22 protein-coding genes and 1 pseudogene are annotated in these 20,143 nt (G+C 50.7%); 7 read left to right on the top strand and 16 right to left on the bottom strand.

All coding sequences use genetic code 11. The features are described from left to right. Positions 1-4: 4 nt before the first annotated feature. The 7 genes from fliL to fliF form a co-directional block, all read right to left on the bottom strand. On the bottom strand, positions 5-469 hold the full coding sequence (gene fliL / locus WES_RS08615) for a flagellar basal body-associated protein FliL (RefSeq protein WP_000133128.1): 465 nt from the start codon (positions 467-469) through the stop codon (positions 5-7). 104 nt (positions 470-573) lie between these two features. Then, on the bottom strand, positions 574-1,701 hold the full coding sequence (locus tag WES_RS08620; protein WP_016158461.1) for a flagellar hook-length control protein FliK: 1,128 nt from the start codon (positions 1,699-1,701) through the stop codon (positions 574-576). Then, positions 1,698-2,141 carry a flagellar export protein FliJ gene (fliJ, locus tag WES_RS08625; protein WP_016158460.1) on the bottom strand — a complete coding sequence of 148 codons (444 nt, stop codon included), beginning with the start codon at positions 2,139-2,141 and terminating at the stop codon, positions 1,698-1,700. Before fliJ ends, WES_RS08620 begins: the two co-directional genes overlap by 4 nt. Positions 2,142-2,162: 21 nt before the next feature. Continuing rightward, positions 2,163-3,533 (bottom strand): flagellar protein export ATPase FliI, encoded by a 1,371-nt coding sequence (fliI, locus tag WES_RS08630; RefSeq protein WP_016158459.1) that lies wholly within the window; start codon positions 3,531-3,533, stop codon positions 2,163-2,165. After that, entirely contained in the window at positions 3,533-4,219 is a 687-nt protein-coding gene (gene fliH / locus WES_RS08635) for a flagellar assembly protein FliH (RefSeq protein WP_016158458.1), read from the bottom strand. The genes fliI and fliH overlap by 1 nt, the downstream gene beginning before the upstream one ends. Beyond that, positions 4,212-5,207, bottom strand: a complete 996-nt coding sequence (fliG, locus tag WES_RS08640) for a flagellar motor switch protein FliG (protein WP_000067965.1) — start codon at positions 5,205-5,207, stop codon at positions 4,212-4,214. Before fliG ends, fliH begins: the two co-directional genes overlap by 8 nt. Continuing rightward, complete coding sequence (gene fliF / locus WES_RS08645) at positions 5,200-6,858, bottom strand: flagellar basal-body MS-ring/collar protein FliF (protein WP_016158457.1); 1,659 nt, start codon at positions 6,856-6,858, stop codon at positions 5,200-5,202. The genes fliG and fliF overlap by 8 nt, the downstream gene beginning before the upstream one ends. Before the next feature lie 214 nt (positions 6,859-7,072). On the opposite strand from fliF, the gene fliE reads away from it, so the two are divergent. After that, a complete protein-coding gene (gene fliE, locus WES_RS08650) occupies positions 7,073-7,387 on the top strand; it encodes a flagellar hook-basal body complex protein FliE (RefSeq protein ID WP_016158456.1) in 315 nt (104 codons plus the stop codon). Positions 7,388-7,978: 591 nt separating this feature from the next. Here the strand turns inward: fliE and pliG are convergent. After that, positions 7,979-8,380 (bottom strand): g-type lysoyme inhibitor PliG, encoded by a 402-nt coding sequence (gene pliG / locus WES_RS08655; protein ID WP_000700155.1) that lies wholly within the window; start codon positions 8,378-8,380, stop codon positions 7,979-7,981. Between the two features lie 184 nt (positions 8,381-8,564). Further along, positions 8,565-8,969, bottom strand: a complete 405-nt coding sequence (locus WES_RS08660; protein WP_000373062.1) for a DUF1398 family protein — start codon at positions 8,967-8,969, stop codon at positions 8,565-8,567. Positions 8,970-9,192: 223 nt separating this feature from the next. On the opposite strand from WES_RS08660, the gene zinT reads away from it, so the two are divergent. Then, positions 9,193-9,840 (top strand): metal-binding protein ZinT, encoded by a 648-nt coding sequence (gene zinT / locus WES_RS08665; RefSeq protein ID WP_016158454.1) that lies wholly within the window; start codon positions 9,193-9,195, stop codon positions 9,838-9,840. A 94-nt stretch (positions 9,841-9,934) separates the two neighbouring features. Here zinT and yedF read toward each other — a convergent pair whose 3' ends face one another. Together yedF and yedE are read right to left on the bottom strand one after the other, a co-directional pair. Continuing rightward, positions 9,935-10,168, bottom strand: coding sequence for a sulfurtransferase-like selenium metabolism protein YedF (gene yedF / locus WES_RS08670; RefSeq protein WP_000790504.1), 234 nt, complete (start codon positions 10,166-10,168; stop codon positions 9,935-9,937). After that, on the bottom strand, positions 10,165-11,370 hold the full coding sequence (yedE, locus tag WES_RS08675; RefSeq protein WP_016158453.1) for a selenium metabolism membrane protein YedE/FdhT: 1,206 nt from the start codon (positions 11,368-11,370) through the stop codon (positions 10,165-10,167). The genes yedF and yedE overlap by 4 nt, the downstream gene beginning before the upstream one ends. 185 nt (positions 11,371-11,555) lie before the next feature. Between yedE and yedD the strand changes: the two genes are divergently transcribed. Then, positions 11,556-11,969 (top strand): lipoprotein YedD, encoded by a 414-nt coding sequence (gene yedD, locus WES_RS08680; protein WP_016158452.1) that lies wholly within the window; start codon positions 11,556-11,558, stop codon positions 11,967-11,969. Between the two features lie 33 nt (positions 11,970-12,002). On the opposite strand, the gene amyA is transcribed toward yedD, so the two are convergent. The 4 genes from amyA to fliD form a co-directional block, all read right to left on the bottom strand. Then, entirely contained in the window at positions 12,003-13,490 is a 1,488-nt protein-coding gene (gene amyA / locus WES_RS08685) for an alpha-amylase (protein WP_016158451.1), read from the bottom strand. Between the two features lie 87 nt (positions 13,491-13,577). Next, the gene (gene fliT / locus WES_RS08690) at positions 13,578-13,943 is read right to left on the bottom strand and encodes a flagella biosynthesis regulatory protein FliT (RefSeq protein ID WP_001015043.1); all 366 of its coding nucleotides are present in this window, start codon (positions 13,941-13,943) and stop codon (positions 13,578-13,580) included. Continuing rightward, positions 13,943-14,353 carry a flagellar export chaperone FliS gene (gene fliS / locus WES_RS08695; protein ID WP_000286600.1) on the bottom strand — a complete coding sequence of 137 codons (411 nt, stop codon included), beginning with the start codon at positions 14,351-14,353 and terminating at the stop codon, positions 13,943-13,945. The genes fliT and fliS overlap by 1 nt, the downstream gene beginning before the upstream one ends. Positions 14,354-14,368: 15 nt before the next feature. Continuing rightward, on the bottom strand, positions 14,369-15,784 hold the full coding sequence (gene fliD, locus WES_RS08700) for a flagellar filament capping protein FliD (protein ID WP_016158450.1): 1,416 nt from the start codon (positions 15,782-15,784) through the stop codon (positions 14,369-14,371). Positions 15,785-16,030: 246 nt separating this feature from the next. Between fliD and WES_RS08705 the strand changes: the two genes are divergently transcribed. The 4 genes from WES_RS08705 to tcyJ all read left to right on the top strand — a co-directional run bounded on the left by WES_RS08705 (position 16,031) and on the right by tcyJ (position 19,849). After that, the gene (locus WES_RS08705) at positions 16,031-17,341 is read left to right on the top strand and encodes a FliC/FljB family flagellin (RefSeq protein WP_016158449.1); all 1,311 of its coding nucleotides are present in this window, start codon (positions 16,031-16,033) and stop codon (positions 17,339-17,341) included. Positions 17,342-17,644: 303 nt separating this feature from the next. Next, positions 17,645-18,364: an RNA polymerase sigma factor FliA gene (gene fliA, locus WES_RS08710; RefSeq protein ID WP_000839543.1), complete on the top strand. Its 720-nt coding sequence runs from the start codon at positions 17,645-17,647 to the stop codon at positions 18,362-18,364. 45 nt (positions 18,365-18,409) lie between these two features. Further along, positions 18,410-18,961 carry a flagella biosynthesis regulatory protein FliZ gene (gene fliZ, locus WES_RS08715; protein ID WP_024195136.1) on the top strand — a complete coding sequence of 184 codons (552 nt, stop codon included), beginning with the start codon at positions 18,410-18,412 and terminating at the stop codon, positions 18,959-18,961. A gap of 87 nt (positions 18,962-19,048) precedes the next feature. After that, positions 19,049-19,849, top strand: a complete 801-nt coding sequence (gene tcyJ, locus WES_RS08720; RefSeq protein ID WP_000779810.1) for a cystine ABC transporter substrate-binding protein — start codon at positions 19,049-19,051, stop codon at positions 19,847-19,849. A gap of 34 nt (positions 19,850-19,883) precedes the next feature. On the opposite strand, the pseudogene WES_RS24100 reads toward tcyJ, so the two are convergent. Further along, positions 19,884-20,125, bottom strand: a pseudogene (locus WES_RS24100) (integrase core domain-containing protein); the annotation flags it as partial. Positions 20,126-20,143: the final 18 nt, after the last annotated feature.

Here is a 20,143-nt window from a genome sequence, read left to right as displayed (position 1 = left end):
GTCGTTATCGCAGAATAAAAGCGGTATACAGCACGTCGGTGACATCCTGTTTCGGTTGCCCGGCAACAAGCGGGGTGGAGAGTGTGGCTTTAATTGCGGCAATCAACTTTTGCTTGCCTTCTTCAGTTGCCAGCACGGCGGCATCCTGGCGCGAAAACAGTAACAGCAAGCGACTGCGGACTTCCGGCAAATACTCGCTCAGGCGCGAACGGGTGGCTTCATCTTTCAGCCGCAGCGTTATGCCGATATAAAGCACGCGATCCGCATCGCCAAGATTGACCGTAAAAGTGTCCAGCGCATAGAAGACAGGTGAGAGCACGACGCGTTGCTGTGCTTTGTCGTCAGTAGCAGCCTGACGTGAATGCCAGTAGCTGTAACCCGCGCTGGCACAGGCCGCGAGAGTAATGAATACCAGGATCGGGAGCCAAAGCGATCGCTTGCTTTTCTTGCTTATCGCGTAATCAGTCATGTGTTGCGGTCTTCCTGTGTCGCTACTGCTTATCGGCTAATTATCCTGTGTCTTAAGCGCGGCAAAGCGGGGAAAAGACGTGGATTACGGTGCCACCTCTGACGTTAGGCGAAAATATCAACGCCGCTATTGCCTGTTGCACGCCCTTGTAAAGAGGCGGGAACCGGCAGGGCATCGTCATCTTCGACAGCCAGGTGTTCATGGTTTGCTGTGCGCGGGTTTTGCTGTTGCTGGGAGGCGGCCTGCTGCTGACCGTTAAAACTCTCGCCGCTGATATTGCTCTGCCCCAACTGAATACCGCTTTCTGCCAGTTGTGTGCGCAGTGCTGGCAGAGCCGCTTCCAGTGCGGCGCGAACGTGCTGATGCGGCGAAACCATCTGGATTTGCGCCTGGTTGTCATCCACCTTAAGGGAGATTTGCACTTCGCCTAAATCCTGCGGATGCAAACGCAGTTCGGCACTTTGTTGCCCCTGACGGGTAAACAGCGAAATATGCTGACTTAAGGATTGTTGCCATTCGTGAGAACCCAGCGGTGCACTCAAAACAGGCGCTGCGACGGTGGGCTGTGGCTGCGTCTGGTGCGAAGTGATTAGCGGACTGACGGCAGCGGTCACCGACGAAGGCGTGCTGATGACTTCCGCTTTACTCTGGGCTTCAGCAATCAGCGGTGTTAATGGCTGAGCTGGGGCGTCAGGGGCGTCGTCAGGCTGCGCTGTGGTGAGTTGCGCAGAAGTCAGTTTTGTGAAGAGAGTTGGCTTCTCTGTCGGTAACACGGTTGACGGCGTATCAGTCACTTTGGGCGTATTGTCAAAACCAGGCAACATCGCAAAAAGGGCACTCAGGCTGGCGGTAACATCTTCATTCAGATCATCCGCTTTTTCGTCTTTTACTGCGTTTTTGTCTGACACCGCTGCCAGCGTAATGGTCTGAGCGGTGGTTAACGGTGTTGATGTGGATTGTTCGTCGTTGATGACTGGCAGTGTTTCATTCGCAGGGATCAGTAAATCCGGTTGTTGCGCATCGGAAAGAATATCACTCACCAGCGACTCGCCTTTTGTCGCGGGCTTATCTGTCGCCACCTGCAACCGGATCGCAGCTTTGTCGGTTGTTGTAGCGTCTGCTAACGCCCCGCTCAACAACGCGAGAAAATCTTGTGCGGCATCACTGGCTTTGCCGCCGGGCAGTGTGGAGGTGTCAACGTCAGCGGTAATCAAGGGCGCTAAGCGAATCATTCTGGTTTCCTCATGGCGGCGCGCTGGGCGAACTCATCCATCTTTTTCTGATCGAGGCGGTTTTCTGCCAGCAGCGCCGCCGTGGATTGTCGTTCCTGCAGTGTCTGCCAGGCCTGCAAACGTTGTTTTTTCTCCCGCCAGTTATTCAGGGCAACATCAACTTTTTGTGTCCACTGCGTGAGTTGCTGGTGATGCTGGGTAATGGCTTTTTCCAGCGTCTGAATAAACTGCTGATAGTTGATCCAGCGGTTGCTGGTCATCCCGGCACTCATATCGCTATTCAGGTTGTTTCGATATTCATTCTGATAATCGATCAGCATTTTGAGTTGTTCTTCTGCCTGCTGACATCCGCGACGCATTTCACCCAACAGACGTGCGGCGTTATCCACCTCTTTTTCTGCCAGACCTTTCAGGGTCGCCAATGCGCCATGTTCTGCCATCTGCTGTTATCTCCTGCTTAGTCACACTGTCGGAAAAATATGTTCCAGCCCCTGGAGAGAGTCTTCCCAGTCCGCGCGTTCAAAAATGCCTTGTTGCAAATAGCCCTCCAGCTGCGGCCACAGGGCGATGGCTTTATCGAGCATTGGATCGCTGCCTTTGGCGTAAGCGCCGACACTGACCAGATCGCGATTACGCTGAAAACTCGACAACAACTGTTTGAATGTGCGCACTCGCGCGTAATGTTGCTCGCTGATCAACGCCGTCATTGCACGGCTGATCGACGCTTCAATATCGATAGCCGGATAGTGCCCGGCTTCCGCCAGACGGCGAGACAGAACAATGTGACCGTCGAGGATTGCCCGCGCGGAGTCAGCAATCGGGTCCTGCTGGTCATCGCCTTCGGTGAGTACGGTATAAAACGCGGTAATCGAACCGCCGCCGCTAATGCCGTTTCCGGCACGCTCGACCAGTGCCGGCAATTTGGCAAACACCGACGGTGGATAACCTTTGGTGGCTGGCGGTTCGCCAATCGCCAGCGCAATCTCACGCTGAGCCATCGCGTAGCGGGTGAGGGAATCCATAATCAGCAACACATGCTGACCACGATCGCGAAAATCCTCGGCAATGCGCGTGGCATAGGCGGCACCCTGCATTCGCAGGAGCGGAGAAACATCTGCCGGTGCGGCGATCACCACCGAACGTGCACGTCCGTCAGCACCGAGGATGTTCTCAATAAAATCTTTTACTTCGCGCCCACGCTCGCCAATCAAACCCACGACAATCACATCGGCGCGGGTGTAACGCGCCATCATTCCCAGCAGCACACTTTTACCGACGCCGGAACCGGCAAACAGTCCCATACGCTGCCCACGCCCGACGGTAAGCAGGGCATTGATTGGACGCACGCCCGTGTCCAGCACATGTTCAATCGGCGTGCGTTGCAATGGGTTAAATGGCGGGGTAATCAGCGCACCGGTTTCGGTCGTATCGGGGGAGGGCAGGCCATCGAGCGGTTTACCGCTGCCGTCCAGAACCCGACCTAACAACGCCGGACCGAGCGGTAACTGCTTGCCGCTTTGCAGGCCGTCGCCGGAGATATTTTTGGCATAAACGCGCGCGCCAGGTAGTACGCCTTCCACTTCCTCCAGAGGCATTAAAAACAGTCGTTGACCGTTAAAGCCAACCACTTCGCTTTCTACTTCGTGAGTTTCAGTACCGTTCTGGCGCTCAATTACACAGGTTGCGCCGAGCGGCAATTGCAATCCGGTAGCTTCCAGTACCAGCCCGGTGGCGCGGGTTAATCGCCCGTAGCGACGCACCGCAGGCAACTGCGCCATTTTGGCTTCAAAGTTGTCCAGTGTGGTTAGCCAGCGTGTCAGGCGCGTGGTCATTACACTACTCCCGGCGCTGCCAGACGGCAGAGTTCTTGCCAGCGAGTGGCGACACTGGCGTCGAGATCGCCTTCATCGGCGGAGACTTTACAGCCGCCGGGATGGAGTGTCGGATCGCCCCGCAACCGCCAGCCATGCAAACTTAAGGTTGCGCCGAGCATTTCATCAATACGTTGCAGATCGTCCGGGTGTACGCGCAGCTGCGGTTTGCCGCTGAATAACGGTTCTTGCTGTAACAATTGCTGGATCTGCTTAATCAACGCCGCATTGTCCACCGTTGGCGTCTGGCCGATCACCTGACGCGCCGCTTCCAGCGCCATCTGCATCAGGCGCGAAGCAATCACACTATCAAGCGCATCAAGCGTGGTTTGAAATTCGCTGACCAGTTGCTGCATCCGGGCATGAATCGGCGCTTGCTGGGATTTTGCTTGCGCCAGTCCTTGTTCCAGCCCCTGAGCGATTCCTTCCTGATAGCCTTGTTCGTGCCCTTGCTGGCGACCTTCGGTAATTCCCGCCTGATAACCTTGCTCATGGGCCTGCATTTGCAGTTGCGCCAGTTGTTGCTCAAGATTGGGTTCGGCCTCTTCAGGAATGCTATCTTCTGGCTCGACCATTGGCACAAACACCGCCTGCGGCGGCGCGAGATCGTCCGGTGTCCAGGTTTTCCACGGCAGATTATCAGACATAGGTATCTTCGCCGCTGCCAATCACCATCTCGCCGGTTTCGGCAAGACGGCGCACAATCAGCAGAATCGCCTTCTGCTCGTTCTCGACCTGCGACAGACGCACCGGACCACGGTTGGCGAGATCGTCGCGCAGAATATCGGCGGCACGCTGCGACATATTGCGCAGGAATTTCTCGCGCAGTGGCTGCTCGGCACCTTTCAGGGCGATCAGCAGCGATTCGGAATCCACTTCCTGCAACAGGCGCTGGATGCTGCGATCGTCGACATCCACCAGATTTTCGAACAGGAACATCTCGTCGATGATTTTCTGCGCCAGCTCACCGTCAAATTCACGCACGGCGGTAATAACGGCTTCTTCCTGCTGGGTTTTCATCAGGTTGATAATTTCGGCCGCTGTTCTCACGCCGCCCATTTTGCTGCGTTTGAGATTCTGACCATCGAGAAGGCCATTGAGAACTTCGGTCAGTTCCGCCAGCGCGGCAGGTTGTACGCCGCCAAAGGTGGCGATACGCAACATCACGTCGTGGCGCAGGCGTTCATCGAACAACGCCAGAATATCGGCGGCCTGCGCGCGTTTCAGATGCACCAGAATGGTGGCGATAATCTGCGGATGCTCATCGCGAATCAGATCGGCGGCGCTCTGCGGTTCCATAAAGTTGAGAGTTTCGATGCCGCTGGCGGTATCGCGGGTTTCGAGAATATCTTCCAGCAGGCTGGCGGCACGCTCTTCACCAAGGGCTTTGACCAGCACCGAACGCAGATAATCGTTGGCGTTGATATTCAGTGCCGCAAACTGTTCAGCTTCTTGCTCAAACTCTGCCAGCACTTCAGTTAACTGCTTGTTGGAGATCTGCGTGATGTTCGCCATCGCCGCACTCAGGGTTTGCACTTCGCGCTGGGAGAGGTGTTTGAATACCTCAGCCGCCCGGTCTTCGCCAATGGTCATTAGCAGGATGACGCTCTTTTCGGTGCCTGTCAGGTTACTCATGGTCGTTATTTATCCACTGGCGAATGACCAGCGCCACCACGCGCGGATCGTTATCAGACATGTCACGGATACGCTGGCTCATTACCTCTGCCCCCAGACGTTGGTTAGCCCGGCGTTGCTGCAGTTGTTCATCTTTGCTCAGGCGAACTTCCACCGCATCTTCCACTTCCTCGCGGGTCTGTGCCTGTTGCTGCACAGCTTTCACCGCCTCGGCGCGACGTGTTAGCTGCGGGCGTACCACTTTACGCCACAGCAGCCACGCCACCAGCAGCACCAGCAACCAGCGCCCGGCAGCCAGCAACTGATCGATAAACGCTTGCTGTTGCCAGAACGGCAGTTCTCCACCGCTTTCGTCAGTGCTATTGAATGGCGAGTTGACGACATTGAGCGAGTCGCCACGTTTTTCTGAAAAGCCCATCGCTTCGCGGGTCAGATCTTCAATCTGCTTCATCTGTTCGGTGCTGAGAGGCAACGGTTTGCCATCTGGCAACGTTTTGTAATTCACCACTACCGCGACAGACAGACGCTGCACATCGCCCACGTTCATCTTGGTATGACGAATGGTGCGATCGACTTCGTAGTTACTGGTTTCATTACGCTGCGTGCTGCGCGGTCCACTATTGCTGGTGGTGCTCGCCTGCTGCTGGCGATTATTTTGATTTGCAGGAGGCGTACTGATTGGTGCGTTATTCGCAGGCGCTGGTTGATTCGACAACGCGCCCGGTATGCCGCCCGGATAACCGGAACCGCTTTGCTCGCTCTCATTAAGCTGGCGTGAGCGGAGCGCCGCCTGTGATTGGTTGCCGTTAGGGCGATACTGTTCTTCTGTTTGCTCTTTACTGGCGAAGTCCAGCTGTGCCGTCACCTGGGCGTGAATATTACCGTTGCCGACAACAGGCGACAGAATCGCTTCAATACGCCGCTGAATGCGTCCTTCGACATCGCTGGCATATTTCAACTGGGCGTCATTAAGATCGCGCCCGCTGGTGTTGGACTGGGTTAACAGATGTCCACTCTGATCCACCAACGTGACATTTCCCGGAGGCAGACCAGCAACCGCGCTGGAAACCAGATGTACAATGGCGCTAATTTGCCCTTCATCCAGCGCGCGGCCTGGCAACAAATTTACCGTCACTGATGCCGAAGGAGATTTTTGTTCACGAACAAATAAAGAGGGCTTTGGCATCGCCAGATGCACGCGCGCTCCTTTTACCGGGCCGATAGTTTCGATGGTACGGGAAAGCTCGCCTTCCAGCGCCCGCTGATAATTCACCTGTTCGCTGAACTGGCTGATGCCAAATTTTTCCTGATCGAGCAGCTCAAACCCAACAGCACCGCCTTTAGGCAAGCCTTGCTGCGCCAGACGCAGACGCAACTCGTGAACTTTATCGGCCGGAACTTCAATCGCGCCGCTGGCTTCGCTGAAGCGGTAAGGAATGTTCATTTGCGTCAGTTGGCTGACGATTGCGCCGCCATCCTGATCGGAAAGATTGCTGAATAACGTGCGGTAATCAGGGGCTTTTGCCCACAGAATTAACGCGACTATCACTGCCACCGCAGCGGAACCAGCAACAATCAGGGGGATTCTCGGATTCGCGCGTAGGCGATTGAGCCACTCAAGAGATTTTGTCTGGGCTGCGGTCGTATTCATCGCGCACCTCGCGGCAGATGATAGACGGCGGTATTGGCAAAGTGGAACAAGACGCACTCCCGGGTCAGCACACTCGAAAAATTAACGGCCTCATTATTTGTGGTTTTATTTTTTTCTATGCGCCAATTAACCCGTTTTTTTATCGTTATTTAACGCCTTTATCTTATTGACTTGCTGATAGGCTCTGCTACCAGAAACTATTTGGGAGATGAGTATGTCAGCTATACAAGGGCTCGAAGGGGTTATCAGCCAGTTACAGGCCACGGCAATGAGTGCGCGTGCCCAGGAGCCGCTGTCGCAACCCACTATCAGTTTTGCCGGACAGCTTCATGCCGCTCTCGATCGCATAAGCGATACGCAAACCGCCGCCCGCACGCAGGCAGAAAAATTCACCCTCGGCGAACCCGGCGTGGCGCTAAACGATGTGATGGCCGATATGCAAAAAGCGTCGGTTTCGATGCAAATGGGGATTCAGGTGCGTAATAAGCTGGTGGCAGCGTACCAGGAAGTGATGTCCATGCAGGTGTAGGTTTTATAACCTGTTGACTATGCATGTTTAATGACATCCGATCCCACAGCGTGGGGCATGGATGGGGCAAACTCACTCACTTTCTTATTTAAAATAGATACCTGCTCCTGATTGTTTTCTGCCATCCACAACGCTTTGCACTGGATACAATCCAGACTCTTTTCTCCCGTGCAGCCGATCTTTTGTATTCCGCGTTTGAAAGCCTGAAGGTAAAGTTTGTAAGTTAGCGATGGATTAAACAGTGAAAAGAAACGCGGCTGTCGGATTGGAGCCGCGGGACAAGGCCAAAAATTTTCCAAGAGTTGTTGAATTTCCCAGCTTTTTTGGAAGCGCATGTATCTTACTAATAACTAAAAAAGGTTTAAACCATAAAATTAATCGTATTTTCAGGTAACACTTACCGATATATCCCCACGCCATTCAGACGGTTAAAGCAGCAAGTATTTAACGCGTAAACAGGGCGTGGGTTTGTCGCTCGCGCCAGTAGGTGTGATGTAGGGGAAACCGTGTCACAGCCAGCTCCTGTCTGTTACTGACAGTCATTTTCAGGTACAGGAAAGTAATGACGGGGATAGCCCCGTCGGTCTCTGTTTACTTAATCTGTATGTTGACGCTGTATTTTTTAGCCTTGTTTTTACGAGCGTCATTGCGGGTTTGAAGCACTCTTAGCTCATATTTACCGGAAGCGGGAAGGATGTACTGACCATTGTCATCAAGTTCGGGAGAGTATCTGGAGAGATCAACCGAATCGCTGATTCCGGGCCCAAAGAGGACAATATCAGCACCCTCATTGGAGATACTGACGTGCACCTTCTGGCCTTTTTTGGCATAGAAGTTATATGTGTCGTAATCGTATCCCTTTATCTCTCCTGAGTACTGCGCACTACTATGACCCTTCCTGAACTCAACATTAACGTCCTTGCCAGCGGCAGAGGCCGTTGAGGTTAGCAGTGCAAAAAGAAAAATGGCTTTACTTACACCATTGATTTTCATGTGTGTTCTCCTCAGTCATGGTAAAACTATTGTTGTTATAATATAACAATTTTTGCCAGGTGTTTTCCATGAGCCTCCCGCCTGAACGTTGCTATGGAGCGTGAGTGGTGTCAGGGAAGAGATAATCTGACAGATACCTGTACAAATAACGGATAACTGTCAGATCTGCGATGAGTTAATACATCTAAATTAAGGGTTTATTGTTCTCAACATCTTCAATATATAAGAGTGTATTATCGATAGAATAGTAACGACGTTTATTATCATTAACGTCAGTAACCCACCGGAAGACACCCGCATTCGCGAGCGTTATACAATATTCCCGAAAAGTAGACTTTCTGGAAATGTGAGTCCGGGCTGCTTTTATTACTTGCTCAGGGTTCTTAGTGGCACTGACTTTTAATAGGTTTCTGCTTCCTCTTATTAACAACACCTTGTCATCGTGTGTGACGATCCTAATGTTATCTGTAGCAAGATAGTAAATGTAATGCGCAATATGATGACGTTTTAACTCTGTGTAAAACCAGGAAAAGTTTAGCTCCGTTCTCACTTGCTCAAACATCTTTTGGAAAATAGCAACCTGATCCATCAGGGGGAATAATCTCTTGTTAGTTGTGAGAGTTTGTAGTTTGCATGATTGGTGTTATTCCTTCAATCAGATCCGATGACTTAATGCTGGTGATAAAGACGTACTAAATATAGGGTTATGATGCGTGTGTCTGGTTAGGTTTTGCTATTCGTTCTTCAGTATTGCATTCGCCAAATGTTATGTTATAACATTTTGCGAATGTTGAAGCGTGAGGATAAACTGGATGATGGTTGTTAATAAATTGGCTTTTGCGCTGGGGTTACTATTGACTGGCAACTATGCACTTGCTCATGGGCATCATTCACATGGGGCACCACTGACAGAAATAGAACAAAAAGCAGCAGAGGGTATTTTTGATGATAATAACGTGAAAGATAGAAAACTTACTGACTGGGATGGTGTTTGGCAATCGATATATCCCTTGCTTCAAAGTGGTGACCTTGATCCTGTTTTTAAAATGAAAGCAGAAAAAGATCCGGGTAAATCATTTGCGGATATTAAGTCCTACTATCAGCAAGGATATGCGACGGATATTGACACAATCGGTATCGAAAATGGTGTTATGGAGTTCCACAGAGGAGAGGAGGTGACTTCCTGTAAATATAATTATAGTGGATTTAAGATATTGACATATAAATCAGGAAAGAAAGGGGTTCGTTATCTGTTTGAGTGCCAGGAACCAGCCAGTAAAGCACCTAAGTTTGTGCAGTTTAGCGATCATATAATTGCCCCCCGAAAATCCTCTCATTTCCATATATTTATGGGGAATACGTCACAACAGCAATTACTTGAAGAGATGGACAACTGGCCAACTTATTATCCTTATCAGTTACAGACGAAAGAAATTGTGGATGAGATGCTTCATCACTAATTCATTTCAGGATTGCCATAAATCCTTGAGAATATTTATCTGATATATCGCGTACTATAGACACTCCCGCTGCCTGAAACAGCGGGAGAAAAGATTACTTTTGAATCAAATAACGAATGGTCGGCCCATCTTGCTGGATATCCAGTACGGTATAGCCGTGATTACGTGCATCCAGCGGAATATTGTTAATTGACTGCGGGCAATCGCTGACCACTTCGAGGATCTCACCTTTCTTTAACTGCGGCATCGCCTCAAGAGTAGCGACCGCTGGATAAGGGCAGGGTTCGCCCACCATATCAAGACGGTAATCAGGAACGATATTTTTCATGCGATCTCCTTAGCAGTTTGCGGCGCCGCACGGCGGAAGAAGCGTTTCTCCCAGCCGATAACCAACATTAACGCAGCGAACAGCAGTAAATATGTCACCAGCAGGCCGCCCATTGAGCCAAAGGTTTTCAGCAGGTTGATTTTGTCCCAGTCGGTTGCCAGCGCCGGGGCGAAATCATCCCAGTAATAAGCCAGAATCGTCGAGCCGATAACGTTGCCCAGTCCAACCCACCAGTAGTGCACCTGGCCTTCCACCGCGCGGTACATCCAGCCAGTTTCACAGCCGCCTGCCAGAACAATACCAAAACCAAACAGTAACCCACCAATGACAGCGTTCGGACCCGCCCACATGATTTTCGGTTCTACGCCTAACTGTACATAACTGAAAATACCGATGGCACTCACCGCCATACCGATAATGATCGCTTTCGCCATATGGGTTCGTCCGGTGATCCACATATCGCGGAACGCCGAGGTAAAACAGATTTGCGCGCGTTCAATCAGTAAGCCAAAGCCGACGCCAAACAGCATCGCCAGCCCCAGCTTCGGTTGGTTCATTGCTGTCAGCAGCGCCCAGCCCAGCATACCGAAAAATACCAGCATACCGAGGCGGAAGCGACGCCGTGCCTGATCCGGTTTTTGTGTTAGCGGTGATGCGGCAGAGACTTTCTGCATTTTTACCGGGATGCGGAACATCGGCAGTAGGGTAAAGCGCGCACCAAACCATGAACCGATGGCGGTGGCGATGGCAAAGAACCAGGCGTGCAGCGAGAATTGCGGAATACCGGTGAAGAACGCGGCCAGGTTACAGCCCATCGCCAGACGCGCGCCGAAACCGGCGATAATGCCGCCAATAATGGCCTGCATAATGCGGATACGGCTGCGCGGCATACGTAATTTAACGTTGTTGGCCCACAGAGCAGCGGCAAAACAGCCGCCAAACATACCCAAAATCATCATCCCGTCGATGCGGGTTAATGGCGATCCTTCCAGATGAATTATTTTAAAATAACCCCACTCTTCAGCATGGACGCCAAACAGTTGCAGGAGCTGACCGCCCCAGCGGGTAAATTCACCCGTCACTGCCCAAAAGGTGCCGGTGATGCCAAAATAATAAGTGGAGAGAATACCCGCCGCGATGACTGCGGGGATGGGGGCCCAGAATTTAATCAACCAGGCTTGCTTGAATTGCTGCCATGACATGTATGTAGCCTCTGAACTCAGAAGGTTTAAACAAGAGTCGCGAATCATACACCAGGAGAATTTATTTGCGTGGCAATAATTCACAAAAATAATGGTTAGATCAAATTTCACCTTAGGCCTGGAAAGGCTGGCAGCATCAAGGCATTAATGCCACAATCCTCTTTTCTTCTCATGCAGGATGAATGATGAAAAAACTCGCAATTGCAGGCGCACTTATGCTGCTGGCTGGCTGTGCCGAAGTTGAAAATTATAACAATGTTGTGAAAGCGCCCGCGCCAGACTGGCTGGCGGGTTACTGGCAGACCAAAGGGCCGCAGCGTGCTCTGGTCAGCCCTGAAGCGATAGGTAGCCTGATTGTTACTAAAGAGGGTGATACGCTGGATTGTCGTCAGTGGCAGCGGGTGATTGCTTTACCGGGTAAGTTGACGCTGATATCGGATGATCTCACTAACGTTACCGTGAAACGTGAGCTGTACGAAGTTGAGCGTGACGGTAACACCATTGAGTACGATGGTATGACGATGGAGCGTGTGGATCGCCCGACGGAAGAGTGTGCCGCCGCGCTGGATAAAGCGCCGTTACCGACGCCACTGCCGTAATGAAATCTCCCCGGCTTGCCACCGGGGATGAATTTAAATCACCTCTTCGATAACCCACACACTGACGCTACCGCCGTTGCAAAAGAAGGTCGCTTCGCCATTTTCATCGGTTACTACGCTCTCTTGTCGATTACCCAGAAAGTCGCGCCAGGTTTTATTGCCGTAATTCTCTTCCAGATTAATGGTTTTTTCGCCATCGTCGCCGTTTGACATGACCACCACGCAGCCAGGATATTCGTCAGTACCGCTGCGACTAAACGCAATACAGTTCGGATGGTCGAAAAATAACGTCTGTACACCGTGGGCGAAACGCTGGCGGGCGAGAATCAACTCATCAAGCTGTTCGATTATCGGCATATCTATGGGATAAGTTTGCCCGTCACCGCCGACATCTTCGTAATGGGCACCGTACAAATCAGGGTAGAACACGGAAGGGACTCCATTTTCCCGCAGCAAAATAAGGGCATAAGCCAGCGGTTTAAACCAAGGTTCAACCGGCGCTTCGAGGGCTTGTAACGGTTGGGTGTCGTGATTGGCGACCAGCGTAACAGCATGGAAAGGATCGGTTTCCACCAGCGTACCGGTGAATATCTGCGTCATGTCGTAGTCGCGCCCCATGCGTGATGCTTCGTGGAATTTCATCTGTAGCGGCGCATCAAACAGCATGGTTTTGCCTTCGACTTGATCAATATACGTTTGCAGCTTGTCAACTTCGCGCGACCAGTATTCCGCCACAATAAATAGCGGCTTTGGTGCGACTTCCTGCACGTGTTCGATCCACTCTTTATAAAACCAGGCCGGAATATGTTTTACTGCGTCGAGACGAAAACCATCGCATTGCGTTTGCTCCATCACCCAGCGCGCCCAGTATTTGAGCTCTTCCGTAACGGCATGGTTGCGAAAGTCGATATTTTCGCCCATCAGATAGTCAAAATTACCAAGCTCATCATCAACCTGGTCGTTCCAGCCTTCGCCGGTGTAGTCGTTGACGATTTTAAATATACCGTCTTCGTTTGGGTTTTCGATATGGTCGATACCGCTAAAACATTTGAAATCCCAGATAAACTGCGAGTATTGCCCGGCGCGAGCAGGAAAGGTGTAACGCGTCCAGCCTTCGCACTCAATGATTTCATCATCAATTTGCGTGCGATCGTCAGCATTGACGCGCTGTACGCGAATGGCTTCTTTTTCATCTGCGCCCATTTTGTGGTTGACAACCACGTCCAGCAGTACCGCAATGTCATTGCGTTTGAGTTCGTCAATGGCGGCCAGTAGTTGTGCTTTATCGCCATATTTGGTGGGGATGCTGCCTTTTTGATCAAACTCGCCTAAATCAAATAAATCGTAAGAGTCGTAGCCGACCGAATACCCGCCCGATGCGCCTTTATAGGCTGGTGGCAGCCAGATCATATTAATACCAATATCATTAAAACCGTCGGCGCGCTCGGCCAGTTCAGGCCAGAGCTTGCCGCCTTCCGGGTAATACCAGTGAAAACATTGCAACAGCGTGGGATTACGCATTCTTCGACTCCACTCAAGGGGAACATTAGAAGCGTAGCCGTAATCGGATTATTCGCGAGCCACCATCTCTTTAAGCGTTGCCTGAACTCAAAAGAGGTTTTCCTGCGGTGCCAGCACGTAGCCCCCCTGATCACCGTAGGCGCTTAACACAGATTTTTGCATTGATGACTGACCGACCAGTTTCGCCAGTTCATCCATCCGAATCTGCAATAACTGTTTTACTTTGTTTTCGTTTTCCAGAACGAGGCGCAGCAGCGGTCTGAGTTGCTCCTGTATCATGGCAGAGGGTTCCGTTTCTTCCGTTAGGTGTGCGATCTTTTGCACCGCATTGACATATTCCATTTCGCTGGCGATGAGTTCATCCCATCGTCCTTCTGTCGCCAGGCGTAACATGAGTTGGCTTTTTTCGACGAGTTGTTGCCAGGCAAAATACAAGTGCGGTGCGTGGTTCATCAGACAGGATCCTGAATCAAAGAAGGGGAGAGTAAAGACTCTTTCCAGGCATCGGCAAGGTTACGCATCAACGTTTCCACTTCTTCAACTGCGGAGACATCGTTGCGTAAATTGGCTTGCAGCAAACGCCTGATCATATAGCTATACAGGGCTATCAAATTCTGGGTTAATTCGTCCTGGCTTTCTTCGTCAAGACCGATCCTCAGCCCGTTATCAATAATGCTGATCGCTTTCGACAAAGAGACGCCTTTTCCTTCCTGATTGTTGTCCTGCATAAACAGGCGTGCTCTTACCAGTGCGCTCAACACGCCGTCAAACAGCATGGTGACCAGTTGTTGTTGGCTGGCGCTCATTACGGCGCTTTCGACGCCAATTTGGGCATAGGCCTGGGTGCCTTTTGCGCTGTACATAGTTTCTCCTGAAGATTATTTCGAGCTGCTATTTGAGGTGTCGAACTGCTGTGTCAGATAGCTACTGGTGGAGTTCAGCGAGTTCATTAACACATCTAATTGGGTGAACTGGGCTTTATAGCGCGCCATTAAGGTATCGATACGTTCACTGGCTGCGTTGTACTGATCAGTCAAATTGTTCAGCGTTTTGCTGACGCCATCTTTTGCGGCCTGGATTATCCCGGAGGAGGAGAGCCAACTGGTCAGGTTGCTGCTAATGCCGGTGGTTACTCCAGTACTTTTACCGTCACCAATAAACATTTCACCGACGCCAGCGGCATCTTTCTTCAGCGCCGTTTGCAGCTTGTCGGTCGCGATTTCCAGCTTGCCGGTACTGGCATCGCTGGTAATGCCAATCTGTGCCAGCGTTTTATAGTTTGAACTGCTGTGGGTATTGGCGAGCAAGGTTTTAAGCTGCGTCTGGATGGTACGCAGTGTGGAGTCGCCGAGTAATGCGCCATTGCTGGAGTCCTGACTTTCTGCGCCGGCATCGACTGCGGTGTATTTGGTTAAGCTGCTGAACGTATCCTGCAATGTGTTATAGGCATCCACCCACGCTTTAATCGCATTTTCAGCTTTGGATGTGTCTTTACTGATGGTCAGTGTCTGATTACCGGTGGTGACGTCATTCAGGTTGAGGGTGATATCTTCCAGCGCGTCACTGATAGTGTTACTGCTGTTTTCAATCTCAACGTTATTGACCGTCAGTTTGGCGTTTTGCGCGGTGACGCTTTCAATCATGCCATTGCTGCTATCACCCGAAGTTCCGTTGTAACCCATAAAACTTTCCAGGGCGCTGTCGCCGCTGACGCTAAGTTTCATCGCGTTATCGCTGCCCGTATCGTTAGCGGTGATGGACAGACGATACTCGCCGTTACCCACATTGATGATACTGGCGCTGACGCCAGCTTTGGCGTTGTTAATGGCATCGCGAATACCGGAAAGTGACGAGTTGGCCGCGCTGATATCAATCGTGACCGGATCTTTACCGCCGCCTTGCTGGATGGTCAGTACGCTATCGCTGGTGGCGATGGCGGCTTTACTGTCTTTTTGACTATTTTTGGTGGTCAGCGTCTGAGCCTGCGCCAGTTGGCTGACGCTAATGGTGTATTTCCCGGCAATCGCGCTACCCGTGGTAGTGGCGCTGAAAGCCGATGAACTGCTGGTGGTTGAGGTGGCGGTAAATAAATCGGCTTTATTCAGTGCTGTGTTGGCGGTCTGGAAACTCTCCAGTGCGCTTTTCAGCGTCCCGTAGGCGCTCAGTTTCGCGGTGTAAGAGCTTTGCTGTTTTGATATCGGCGTCAGGGTAGATTTTTCTGCCGCCTCCAGACTGTCGAGGATGCTGCTTAAGTCCAGCCCCGACCCAACCCCAAGCGTTGAAATACTAGCCATATTGATTCCTTAATCATGCGACATGTAGAACGAATACCGGGGTTATCGGCGTAAGCGGGGCAAAGTTTACGATTTATTTTTTGGCTTAATGACACGAACAGCAACGAGGAAGGGGAGTATTTCGACCGCTAGAAAAAAATTCTAAAGGTTGTGAGAGACCAGACGATAACAGGGTTGACGGCGACGAAGCCGAAGGGTGGAAGCCCGATACTTAAACCGTAGAGCTAAAAAACAGGAATAAAAATTATGGCACAAGTCATTAACACCAACAGCCTCTCGCTGATCACTCAGAACAACATCAACAAAAATCAGTCTGCGTTGTCGACTTCTATCGAGCGCCTCTCTTCTGGTCTGCGTATTAACAGCGCGAAAGATGACGCCGCAGGTCAGGCGATTGCTAACCGCTTCACCTCTAACATTAAAGGTCTGACTCAGGCCGCGCGTAACGCCAACGATGGTATTTCTCTGGCGCAGACCGCAGAAGGCGCACTGTCTGAAATCAACAACAACTTGCAACGTGTGCGTGAGTTGACCGTTCAGGCGACGACCGGCACTAACTCTGATTCTGACCTGTCTTCTATTCAGGACGAAATCAAATCCCGTCTGGATGAGATTGACCGCGTTTCCGGTCAGACCCAGTTCAACGGCGTGAACGTGCTGGCGAAAGACGGTTCGATGAAGATTCAGGTTGGCGCCAATGATGGGCAGACCATCTCTATCGATTTGCAGAAAATTGATTCTTCAACGCTGGGATTGAATGGTTTCTCCGTTTCGGGTCAGTCGCTGAATGTTAGCAGTTCTATTACTCAAATTACGGGTGATGCAGGAACGGAACCCGTTGGTGTTGATTTCACTGCTGTTGCGAAAGATCTGACTACTGCGACAGGTAAAACAGTCGATGTTTCTAGCCTGACGTTACACAATACACTGGATGCGAAAGGGGCTGCCACTGCACAGTTCGTCGTTCAATCCGGCAGTGATTTCTACTCCGCGTCGATTAATCATGCAGACGGTAAAGTCACGTTGAATAAAGCCGATGTCGAATACAAAGACACCGATAATGGACTAACGACTGCTGCTACTCAGAAAGATCAACTGATTAAAGTTGCCGCTGACTCTGAAGGCGCGGCTGCGGGATATGTAACATTCCAGGGTAAAAACTACGCTACAACGGTTGCAACAGCGCTTGATGACGACACTGCAGCAACAGCCACAGGGAACAAGGTTGTTGTTGAATTATCTACAGCAACTCCGACCGCACAGTTCTCAGGGGCTTCTTCTGCTGATCCGCTGGCGCTGCTGGACAAAGCGATTGCTTCTGTCGACAAATTCCGCTCCTCCCTCGGTGCCGTTCAAAACCGTCTGGATTCTGCGGTTACTAACCTGAACAACACCACCACCAACCTGTCTGAAGCGCAGTCCCGTATTCAGGACGCCGACTATGCGACCGAAGTGTCTAACATGTCGAAAGCGCAGATCATCCAACAGGCGGGTAACTCCGTGTTGTCTAAAGCTAACCAGGTGCCGCAACAAGTTCTGTCTCTGCTGCAGGGCTAATCGTCGTAATATAATGACAGCAAACGCCAAATTGCCTGATGCGCTGCGCTTATCTGCCTACAAGGTGAATCGCAATTAATAAATTTGCATATTCGCGTAGGCCGAATAAGGCGTTCACGCCGCATCCGGCAAGATGAGGCGGACCTTGTCAGCTATCTTAACCCCGCTCCGGCGGGGTTATTCTGCTCGTTATTTACCGATTACCCCAAATAACCCCTTATTTCACCCATTAATCGTCCGATTAAAAAACCTGCAGAAACGGATAATTATGCCGATTATTTATATAACGCAGGGCTGTTTATCGTGAAATCACTCTATACCGCTGAAGGTGTAATGGATAAACATTCGCTGTGGCAGCGTTATATCCCGCTGGTGCGTCACGAAGCATTGCGCCTGCAGGTTCGACTGCCCGCGAGTGTAGAACTTGACGATCTGCTACAGGCAGGCGGCATTGGATTACTTAATGCTGTTGAACGTTATGATGCCCTGCAAGGAACGGCATTTACAACTTACGCAGTGCAGCGTATCCGTGGTGCTATGCTGGATGAACTTCGCAGCCGTGACTGGGTGCCGCGCAGCGTGCGACGCAATGCACGTGAAGTGGCACAGGCAATAGGGCAACTGGAGCAGGAACTTGGCCGCAATGCCACAGAAACTGAAGTGGCAGAACGTTTAGGGATTGAAATAGCCGACTATCGACAAATGTTGCTTGATACGAATAACAGCCAACTTTTCTCTTATGATGAGTGGCGCGAAGAGCACGGTGATAGCATTGAACTGGTTACTGACGATCATCAGCGGGATAACCCATTACAGCAATTACTGGACGGTAATTTGCGTCAGCGGGTGATGGAAGCCATCGAAATGTTACCGGAGCGCGAACAGTTGGTATTAACGCTCTATTACCAGGAAGAGCTTAATCTCAAAGAGATTGGCGCAGTGCTGGAAGTCGGTGAATCTCGGGTCAGCCAGTTACATAGTCAGGCTATTAAACGGTTACGCACCAAACTGGGTAAGTTATAACTTAGGTAAATGCCGCACATTAATTTTGAATACCAGGAGTTCTTAATAATGGCGCAGCACCAGAAAAGGCGGCCATTGAGTCGCTATCTTAAAGACTTTAAACATAGCCAGACTCATTGTGCATATTGCCGTAAATTACTCGATCGCATTACTCTCGTTCGCGATGGCAAGATAGTGAATAAAATCGCGATATCTCGCCTTGATACACTGCTTGATGAAAATGGCTGGTATGAAGAACAAAAATCATGGGCGGCATTATGCCGTTTCTGCGGCGATTTACATTGCAAAACCCAGAGTGATTTTTTTGATATTATCGGCTTTAAACAGTTTCTCTTTGATCATACTGAAATGAGCCCCGGCACCGTGCGCGAATATGTGGTACGCCTGCGTCGTTTGGGAAATTATTTAAGCGAACACGATATTTCCTCCGACCTGCTGCAGGATGGTTTTCTTGATGAAAACCTGGCTCCCTGGCTGCCCACCACCAGCACCAATAATTATCGCATCGCATTACGTAAGTACCAGTGCTACCAGATGCAAACCCGTGGTGACCTTACGCAGAAATCCCCCAGCCTGTCAGCTTCTGATATATATTAAATAAGAATAAGATGTAGCAGAGTTGTTTTTGTGTCTTCGAACAATGGCTCTACACTGCAAACCAACATAACAACATTCGGGGTGAATATGAAATTAGTACATCTGGGACGTCAGGCGCTGATGGGGGTTATGGCTGTGGCGCTGGTTGCGGGTATGAGCGTGAAAAGTTTTGCCGACGAAGGTCTGCTCAATAAAGTGAAAGAGCGGGGTACTTTGCTGGTGGGACTGGAAGGGACTTACCCGCCGTTTAGCTTTCAGGGCGATGACGGTAAATTGACCGGTTTTGAAGTGGAATTTGCGCAACAACTGGCAAAACATCTGGGCGTGGAAGCCGCATTAAAACCGACAAAGTGGGACGGTATGCTGGCGTCACTGGATTCTAAGCGCATCGATGTGGTGATTAATCAGGTCACCATCTCTGATGAACGTAAGAAAAAATACGATTTCTCTACCCCGTACACCATTTCCGGTATTCAGGCGCTGGTGAAAAAAGGCAATGAAGGAACCATTAAAACCGCCGACGATTTGAAAGGTAAAAAAGTTGGCGTTGGTCTGGGGACTAACTACGAAGAGTGGCTGCGGCAGAATGTTCAGGGTGTTGATGTGCGTACCTATGATGATGATCCGACCAAATATCAGGATCTGCGTGTAGGTCGTATTGATGCCATCCTGGTTGATCGTCTGGCTGCGCTGGATCTGGTGAAAAAAACCAATGATACGCTGGCAGTAACCGGCGAAGCCTTCTCCCGCCAGGAGTCAGGTGTGGCGCTGCGCAAAGGTAACGAAGACCTGCTGAAAGCGGTTAACGATGCCATTGCAGAAATGCAAAAAGACGGCACCCTACAAGCCCTTTCCGAAAAATGGTTTGGTGCTGATGTGACCAAATAATCACCTGCTTTAAGTTGACAGTTTTCTGTCTGTAAAACGCCTGATGAACTCCATCGGGCGTTTTGTATTTCAGTGCCAGGTGTGGTCGCTCATGGTTATAAATTGCCACGGATTTTTTTACCATTTCCTGGGGCTACGTCAGGTTTGTAGGACTCGAGAGTAAAACTCATTTTTCAGGATCTCATTTATTCGTTCAGCCAGCGCATTCTGGTCGCAGTCATAACCAACGGTCATTGAACAGGTTATCCCGTTTCTCTCATGCACTGACTGATAAAGAACTGGCCACTAAACTAC

Origin of the sequence: Escherichia sp. KTE31 (assembly GCF_000407925.1) — a bacterium.
Classification (GTDB): Bacteria; Pseudomonadota; Gammaproteobacteria; order Enterobacterales; family Enterobacteriaceae; genus Escherichia; species Escherichia ruysiae.
This window is presented reverse-complemented; position numbering and strand designations above follow the sequence as displayed.

Excerpts from the sequence above, each read along its gene's own strand:
- fliL (WP_000133128.1), bottom strand. The coding sequence starts at position 469 with ATGACTGATTACGCGATAAGCAAGAAAAGCAAGCGATCGCTTTGGCTC.
- WES_RS08620 (WP_016158461.1), bottom strand. The coding sequence starts at position 1,701 with ATGATTCGCTTAGCGCCCTTGATTACCGCTGACGTTGACACCTCCACA.
- fliJ (WP_016158460.1), bottom strand. The coding sequence starts at position 2,141 with ATGGCAGAACATGGCGCATTGGCGACCCTGAAAGGTCTGGCAGAAAAA.
- fliI (WP_016158459.1), bottom strand. The coding sequence starts at position 3,533 with ATGACCACGCGCCTGACACGCTGGCTAACCACACTGGACAACTTTGAA.
- fliH (WP_016158458.1), bottom strand. The coding sequence starts at position 4,219 with ATGTCTGATAATCTGCCGTGGAAAACCTGGACACCGGACGATCTCGCG.
- fliG (WP_000067965.1), bottom strand. The coding sequence starts at position 5,207 with ATGAGTAACCTGACAGGCACCGAAAAGAGCGTCATCCTGCTAATGACC.
- fliF (WP_016158457.1), bottom strand. The coding sequence starts at position 6,858 with ATGAATACGACCGCAGCCCAGACAAAATCTCTTGAGTGGCTCAATCGC.
- fliE (WP_016158456.1), top strand. The coding sequence starts at position 7,073 with ATGTCAGCTATACAAGGGCTCGAAGGGGTTATCAGCCAGTTACAGGCC.
- pliG (WP_000700155.1), bottom strand. The coding sequence starts at position 8,380 with ATGAAAATCAATGGTGTAAGTAAAGCCATTTTTCTTTTTGCACTGCTA.
- WES_RS08660 (WP_000373062.1), bottom strand. The coding sequence starts at position 8,969 with ATGGATCAGGTTGCTATTTTCCAAAAGATGTTTGAGCAAGTGAGAACG.
- zinT (WP_016158454.1), top strand. The coding sequence starts at position 9,193 with ATGATGGTTGTTAATAAATTGGCTTTTGCGCTGGGGTTACTATTGACT.
- yedF (WP_000790504.1), bottom strand. The coding sequence starts at position 10,168 with ATGAAAAATATCGTTCCTGATTACCGTCTTGATATGGTGGGCGAACCC.
- yedE (WP_016158453.1), bottom strand. The coding sequence starts at position 11,370 with ATGTCATGGCAGCAATTCAAGCAAGCCTGGTTGATTAAATTCTGGGCC.
- yedD (WP_016158452.1), top strand. The coding sequence starts at position 11,556 with ATGAAAAAACTCGCAATTGCAGGCGCACTTATGCTGCTGGCTGGCTGT.
- amyA (WP_016158451.1), bottom strand. The coding sequence starts at position 13,490 with ATGCGTAATCCCACGCTGTTGCAATGTTTTCACTGGTATTACCCGGAA.
- fliT (WP_001015043.1), bottom strand. The coding sequence starts at position 13,943 with ATGAACCACGCACCGCACTTGTATTTTGCCTGGCAACAACTCGTCGAA.
- fliS (WP_000286600.1), bottom strand. The coding sequence starts at position 14,353 with ATGTACAGCGCAAAAGGCACCCAGGCCTATGCCCAAATTGGCGTCGAA.
- fliD (WP_016158450.1), bottom strand. The coding sequence starts at position 15,784 with ATGGCTAGTATTTCAACGCTTGGGGTTGGGTCGGGGCTGGACTTAAGC.
- WES_RS08705 (WP_016158449.1), top strand. The coding sequence starts at position 16,031 with ATGGCACAAGTCATTAACACCAACAGCCTCTCGCTGATCACTCAGAAC.
- tcyJ (WP_000779810.1), top strand. The coding sequence starts at position 19,049 with ATGAAATTAGTACATCTGGGACGTCAGGCGCTGATGGGGGTTATGGCT.